Annotated in this window: 3 protein-coding genes and 1 pseudogene; 2 read left to right on the forward strand and 2 right to left on the reverse strand. The window is 70.8% G+C overall.

The window, feature by feature from the left end; genetic code table 11:
* Positions 1-712: 712 nt before the first annotated feature.
* Positions 713-2875 (forward strand): annotated as a pseudogene (locus ACY5KJ_RS16340) (MMPL family transporter); the annotation flags it as partial.
* A gap of 398 nt (positions 2876-3273) precedes the next feature.
* On the opposite strand, the gene ACY5KJ_RS16345 reads toward ACY5KJ_RS16340, so the two are convergent.
* Positions 3274-3735: a ChaB family protein gene (locus tag ACY5KJ_RS16345; RefSeq protein WP_462188134.1), complete on the reverse strand. Its 462-nt coding sequence runs from the start codon at positions 3733-3735 to the stop codon at positions 3274-3276.
* 662 nt (positions 3736-4397) lie between these two features.
* Between ACY5KJ_RS16345 and ACY5KJ_RS16350 the strand changes: the two genes are divergently transcribed.
* Positions 4398-5330: an N-acetylmuramoyl-L-alanine amidase gene (locus ACY5KJ_RS16350; RefSeq protein WP_462188135.1), complete on the forward strand. Its 933-nt coding sequence runs from the start codon at positions 4398-4400 to the stop codon at positions 5328-5330.
* Positions 5331-5380: 50 nt separating this feature from the next.
* Here ACY5KJ_RS16350 and ACY5KJ_RS16355 read toward each other — a convergent pair whose 3' ends face one another.
* A complete protein-coding gene (locus ACY5KJ_RS16355) occupies positions 5381-6070 on the reverse strand; it encodes a class I SAM-dependent methyltransferase (RefSeq protein WP_462188136.1) in 690 nt (229 codons plus the stop codon).
* Positions 6071-6381 lie beyond the last annotated feature (311 nt).

The following is a 6381-nucleotide window of genomic DNA, read 5'->3' on the forward strand; positions in this document are numbered from 1 at the left end:
GCCAACATTACGCACAGTTACCAAACTGGCTGGGGTTTCACGCCCACCCCGGTTAACTTCGAAGACCCCGTATATTCCCGGCGCCGGTGTACGAGGATCTCGACCGCGGGTCGATGTGGCCTGCCATCGGTGCCATAGCGGTGTTTTCACGCTGTGCGGGCAGGAGCGGCGGGGCCGCCCGGCCGGCGAGCCGAGGCTCAGGCCGGGCCTGAGGCATTGCCCTACTACCTTCGGGATTGCTCCCGGCATTCCCGCCCACTCCTCCTACGCCGCGGCGGCCGCCTACCCTCGAAGATTCTTCCGGCGGCCCTGCTTTCGGCGGCCGAATATCGATCGTGGCCAGACTCCCGCTACACTTCTGCCTCCGGGCGAGGGTAGTTCGGGACCAGGGTCTCAGGCAGGTCTACTTTCAAGGTAGAAGCTCGGGACTTCCTCGCAGTGCTCCATGCGGTGCTCCATGCCCGGACGCGTGGCCGCTGGCGGCCACCGTCCGGCCGTCACGAGATCCATCGGCACGGGAGATCCTCGAAGGAGCGTCATGCCGTCGTTCGCTGATCCGGCGCAGCAGCGCGAATCCCGCCCCGATCGGGTGACGTATGCCGCGTTGTCGCACGGACGGGACGAGGGGTCGCACGGACGGGACGAGGGCTGGGCCGACCGAGGCCCCGCGCCGACGGGCTCCACCGGCGCACCACCCCGTTCGCTGTTCACAATGGTGGCTGACGCGGCCGTCGTGTACCGGGGAAGGGTACTCGCCGCTGCCTGCCTGCTGGTGGTCGTGCTGCTGCCGTGGAATGCCGGAATCTACGACCAGCTTGCCACCGGTGGTTTCTACGCACCGGGCGATCCGTCGACGCGGGCCGAGCGGCTGCTCGACGAGGAGTTCCCGGACGCGCCCCCCGACGTCGCCATCATGCTGACGTCGGCCCCGGGTATCGACGGGCCGATCGTCGCCCGCCTGGGCCGGGAGCTCACCGGGCGGATTGCCGCGGAGCCGGGGGTGACCTCGGTGCTGTCGTACTGGCCGGGCGGGCCCAACGAGGCGAGCCCGCTGCTGCGTGCGAAGGACGGCCGGTCGGCCCTGATCGTGTTCCGGCTCACCGGTTCCGAGGACCACATCCAGCACCGCCTGAACGCCCTGCACGACCGGTACGCCCACGACGGCCCGGGGGTCCAGGTCCGGTTCGGCGGGGCGCCCGCGGTCATGCGTGACGTGACCGAGCGCAGCCGTGTCGACCTGGCGCACGGTGAGCAGATCTCCGCTCCGCTGGTGTTCCTCGTGCTGCTCTACGCCTTCGGCACGGTCCCGGCTGCCCTGCTTCCGGTCCTGGTCGGCGTGGTGTCGGTGGTGTCGAGTCTCGCGCTGCTGCGGCTGGCGGCCCCGCTCACTGACGTGTCGGTCTTCTCGGTGAACCTGACGACCGCCCTCGGATTCGGTCTCGCGGTCGATTACAGCCTGTTCATCCTGCGACGTTTTCGGGACGAACAGGACCGCGGGCTGCTCCCGGCGGCGGCGCTGCGCCGGACGCTGGAGACCGCCGGGCGCACGGTGTTCTTCTCCGGGGTGACGGTGGCGCTGTCCCTGACGGCCGCGCTGGTTTTCCCGATCTATTACCTGCGTTCGTTCGCCTTCGCCGGCATCATCGTCGTCGTCGCCTCGGAGGTGGCCGCACTGCTCGTGCTGCCCGCGGCGCTGATGGTCCTCGGTGACCGCATTGAGCGCGGCAACGTCCGGCTGGCGTTGTCACGCCTGAGACGCTCGGGGTCACGCCCGAGGCGCTCGGGTCGCCGGCGGTCCGGCGGCCACCGCGTGGGGGCCGCGGCGGCTGGCCGCGGCTGGTCGGCGCTGGCGCGGCGGGTCATGCGCCACCCGGTGTTCTTCGGTGGGGCCGCGATCTTCGTGTTGGTGCTGTGTGCCGCGCCGCTGCGCCACCTCAACCTCGCGCTGGCCGACGACACGGTCCTGCCGGCGACCGCGGAGGCTCACGTCGTCAATGACGCGATGCGGGAGGACTTCGTCGTCTGCCTGCCCTGCCAGATTCCGATCGTGGTGCCCGGAGCGGACGCGCGGGACCCGGGGAACGCCGAGAAGCTGACCGACTACGCGACCCGGCTGTCCGCGCTGCCGGGTGTTGCCCGCATCGACACCGTCACCGGCAGCTTCCTGCGGGGCGAGCGGGTCGGTGCGGTGCCGAAGACTCCGATGAGGTACGTCGGAACGCATCGCGGCGCCTGGCTGTCGGTGTGGCAGACCGACAGGTCTCCGCTGTCCGAGCCGGCGAAGGACCTGGTCCGGAGGCTGCAGGCGACACCGGCGCCGTTCGGCGTCCTCATCGGCGGACTCGCGCCACACTTCCTCGACACCTCGCATTCCATCAAGCGGAGTCTGCTACCGGCCTTCGCCGTCGTGATGACGGCGACCTTCATCCTGCTGTTCCTGTTCACCGGCAGCGTGCTCCTTCCGCTGAAGGCGATGTTCCTCAACACGCTGAATCTCGCCGCCACCGTCGGGCTGCTGGCGTTCGTCTTCCAGGACGGGCACCTGACCGGTCTGGTCGGCGACTTCCAGGTGTCGGGCACGCTGGAGATGACCAGCCCGGTCCTGATGTTCTTCATCGCGTTCGGGCTCAGCATGGACTACGAGATCTTCCTGCTCGCCCGCATCCGGGAGGAGTACCTGCGGACGGGAGACAACCACGATTCCGTCGCCCGTGGGCTGGGGGCGACCGGTCCACTGATTACGAGTGTGGCGCTCGCTCTCGTCGTGGTCATGGTCGCGTTGTCCGCATCGGACATCAGCATGATCAAACTGGTGGGTGTCGGGCTGACCGTGTCGATCGTGCTCGACGTGACCCTCGTCCGAGCGATCCTCGTCCCGGCGTTCATGGCCCTGGCGGGCGACTACAACTGGTGGGCTCCCGAGCCGTTGCGCCGTCTGCACGCGCGGTTCAGCCTGCGGGAGGACGGCGACGAAGCGGCCTCGCGCGCGGGGGACCTCGGGCTCGGGGGACCCCCCGACCCCGGCAACCGCATGACGACGAAGATCACTTATCGGCGGGGGCGGGGGGAACCCACCCGCTGGACCCGGCCTCCGGCCGGGCCGGCCCCGACCTGGCACTACGTACCTGCGCCCGCGGCGGCGCGCGGACGGTGGGCCCTTACCGGCCATGATGGGTATCCGGGGTTTCGCACTCGACGGCATCCGCGTCGAAAGCTCATAGGTAGTAAACGCCAATCTTGGTCCTGGTCGGTATTCCCAGGAGCGGACGGCTCCTACGCGCCGCTGCGGGCCTGCGCGGTCCGCCTGCGGTTGGCCTTCTTGATCGCCTCGACGAGATCGTCCCTCGACATCGTCGATCGGCCGGGGATGCCGAGCTCGCGGGCGAGCGCGCGCAGGTGCGTCAGCGAGGCGTTCGCGTCCACGCCCTCGGCGGTCGGCCCGCTGTGCCGGGAGGCGGGCGTCGGCGTGGCGGCCTGCTCGTCGGAGGGACCGGGCCGACCCTTCGGCCGCCAACGGTCCCCCACCTTCTCGTGGGTGTGCTTGAGGGCGGCAAAGGCCGCACGGTGGGCACGCGCACCCTCACCGTAGGTCTCCACCGCCGAGTCGTGGGTCTTCTTCCAGGTGCGGATGGCCTGATCGTCGGAGCGGGCGATGGTGGACGGAACATCGTCCCGCATCTCGTCGGCCTGCGCCTTCTTGTCGGTTTTGTCGGTCTGCGGCTTCTTCCCGACCATGGCACTCCTCCTCCCGAACGGATGCTCAGGTCCTCCCGAACGGATGCTTATGGACCTTCCCGTGACGCCGGGACGTATTCCCCGTCCCCGTTGCCGCCGGGTAGCTCGTGGCTCGTGGTGGATCTCTTGGCGCCTTGATGCACAGGGTGAGGCATCGACTACCGTAGCGTGCCAATGTCTCGACCATGACGACCCGAAGGACGCCTCATGCCCGATGCCGCTGACCCGTTTCGCCGGCGTCGCCGTGAGCCCGGTCTGTCCCGGCGCGGAATTCTCGGTCTCGCCGGTGCCGGTCTGGGTGGATGGGCGGAGACGCTGCTCGACGCCGCGCCGAGCAGCGCGTCCGCTGGCCCGGCCGGGCCACCGGCCGCAGGGGTCCGACCCGGTGCGGAAGCGCGGGCCCTCTCGGCGCCGGAGACGCGTGTCGTGCTCGTGCCCCGGACCCTGGCCGCCGTGACGAGGGGAGTGGGGCCCGCGACGTCGGATTTCGACATCGGTTACGTGGCCGTCCGATGGACTCGTGACGGGAAGGATCGCGCGGCGGATGGCCGGGCCGGTCCCGGGGGTGCCGGCACGGGGACCGCCGGGACCGCCGGTGCCGGCGGTGCCGCTTCTCGGGGCGCCGAGATCCGGCTGCGCCAGCCGGGGGGTGGGTTCGACGCATGGCGGCCGCTGGCGGTCGGCTGTCCGGTGGATCGGGACGACCCGCCGGCCGGGGGGAGGAGCGCCGCCGTGCTGGTCGCCGCGCACCGCGCGACCGGCTACGAACTGTGGTTGCCACCCGGCGCGACGTCCGTGACGTCCACCGCCCTGAACACGACGTCGGGGCCGTTGCAGCGGTTAACGGCACCCATTGTGTCCGCCTACGCCGCCCTTTCCGCGATCTCGGCTTCGCGCGCCGCCCGGTCGCCGGGGCTCTTCGCCGCGCCCAGATCGTCGCCGCCGCCCCGGTCGCCCCCGTCCGGCTGCCGGCGACGCTCGACCTGCGCTACCTGCCCCGGGCCGCGTGGGGCGCGGACGAGTCGCTGCGGCTGTCCCCCTCACCCGGCAGCGGTTGGAAACCGACGTACCACCCGGGCCAGGTTGTCACGGTTCATCACACGGTGACGCCCAACGACGATCCGAACCCCGCCGCCACCGTGCGGGCGATCTACCACTTCCACACGGTCGAGCGGGGATGGTCGGACATCGGGTACCACCTCCTCATCGACGAGGCAGGCACGCTCTACGAGGGCCGGTGGTCGGGAACGGAGAGCGTTCCCGGCCACCGGGAGGACGGCTACGTGGTGACGGGTGCGCACGTGGCGGACTTCAACGCCGGCAACGTCGGCGTCGCGCTGCTCGGTGACCTGCGGACGCGCACCCCCACCGCCGCCGCCCGTCGCACGCTCGTCCTGGTGCTGCTCGCGTTGACCGGAGCGCATCATCTCGACCCGCTCGGCACCGTCCACTACGTCCATCCGGTGAGTGGCAGGCGTCGTACCGTCCCGGCCGTTAGCGGGCACCGCGACTGGATGGCCACCGAATGTCCGGGCGGCGCGGCCTACACCGCCCTGGCAGGTGTGCGGACGGACGTCGCCCGGCAGCTGATGTGAGGCTCACCGGCTGGTGCCCCGCCGGGTGACGGGGTGGGCTGTGGACGGGCTCAGGGGCGCCAGCCGGCATAGACCGCGAACCTGCCGTGCTTGGCGACGCAGTCGACCGGCGCGAATCCGGCGTCGGCCAGCCAGTCGAGCTGGTCGGCGAGCGGCGCGCACCGATCGAAGGACATCCGCCGCAACGCGGCCTGCCACTCGGCGTCGTCTGAACCCGCCGCCCGAGCCTGCCGTTCGTGCATGTCCTCGTACTGCCGGGTCAGGGCGGCAGTCGGGCCGTTGACCTGCTCGAGGTTGACGAACAGCCCATCCGGCCACAGGACGTCGCGCACCCGGCGGAACAGGTCGCGCTTGCCGGGGTCATCGAGGTGGTGGATGGCCAGCGCCGAGACGACCGCGTCGAACGGGCCGGTCGGCAGGGCGGAGGCGAGGTCCGCGACGGTGACGGCCTCGATCGAGCCGGCGGACAGCCGCGCCCGGGCCTTGGCCAGCATCGGCGCGGCGCCGTCGAACAGGTGCAACCGGACGTCGGGGACGGCCGCGGCGACCGCGGCGGCCAGCAGACCGGTGCCCGCGCCGAGGTCGAGCACCGCTGGTCGGGCGCCACCCTGGCGCGCCACCAGGTCGCCGACCGATCCGTACAGCAGGTCGAAGGAGGGGACGAGCCGGCGGCGCTCCCCGTCGTAGGTCTCGGGATCCCAGCCCGGCGTCTCGGAATATGAGATTACTATCTCATCCATTGGACAATCATACGGTCGGGCCCGGCTGCGCACCCGAACTTCCCGCGCGGGCCTGACGTATCGCACGTCACATTCCCACCTCCTTCTTGACGCGGCAACGTTCACCTACTCAGAGTGAAAAGTGTGCGCACATCTCCATTGCTGACGTGCCGCCGCTGCATCGACTACGGGCGCGCTGAGACCAGCCGCTGTCGCTGACGGCCCCGCGCTGTCCCCCGATCGGGCGCGTCCCCGGCACCTTCGTGGCCGGAGTTCCGGGCGCGCCCTCAGCGCCACCACCCGCGCACCATCGCTTCCGGCGCCGATCTCGG

The sequence above is a fragment of the Frankia sp. CcWB3 genome, from assembly GCF_977927595.1.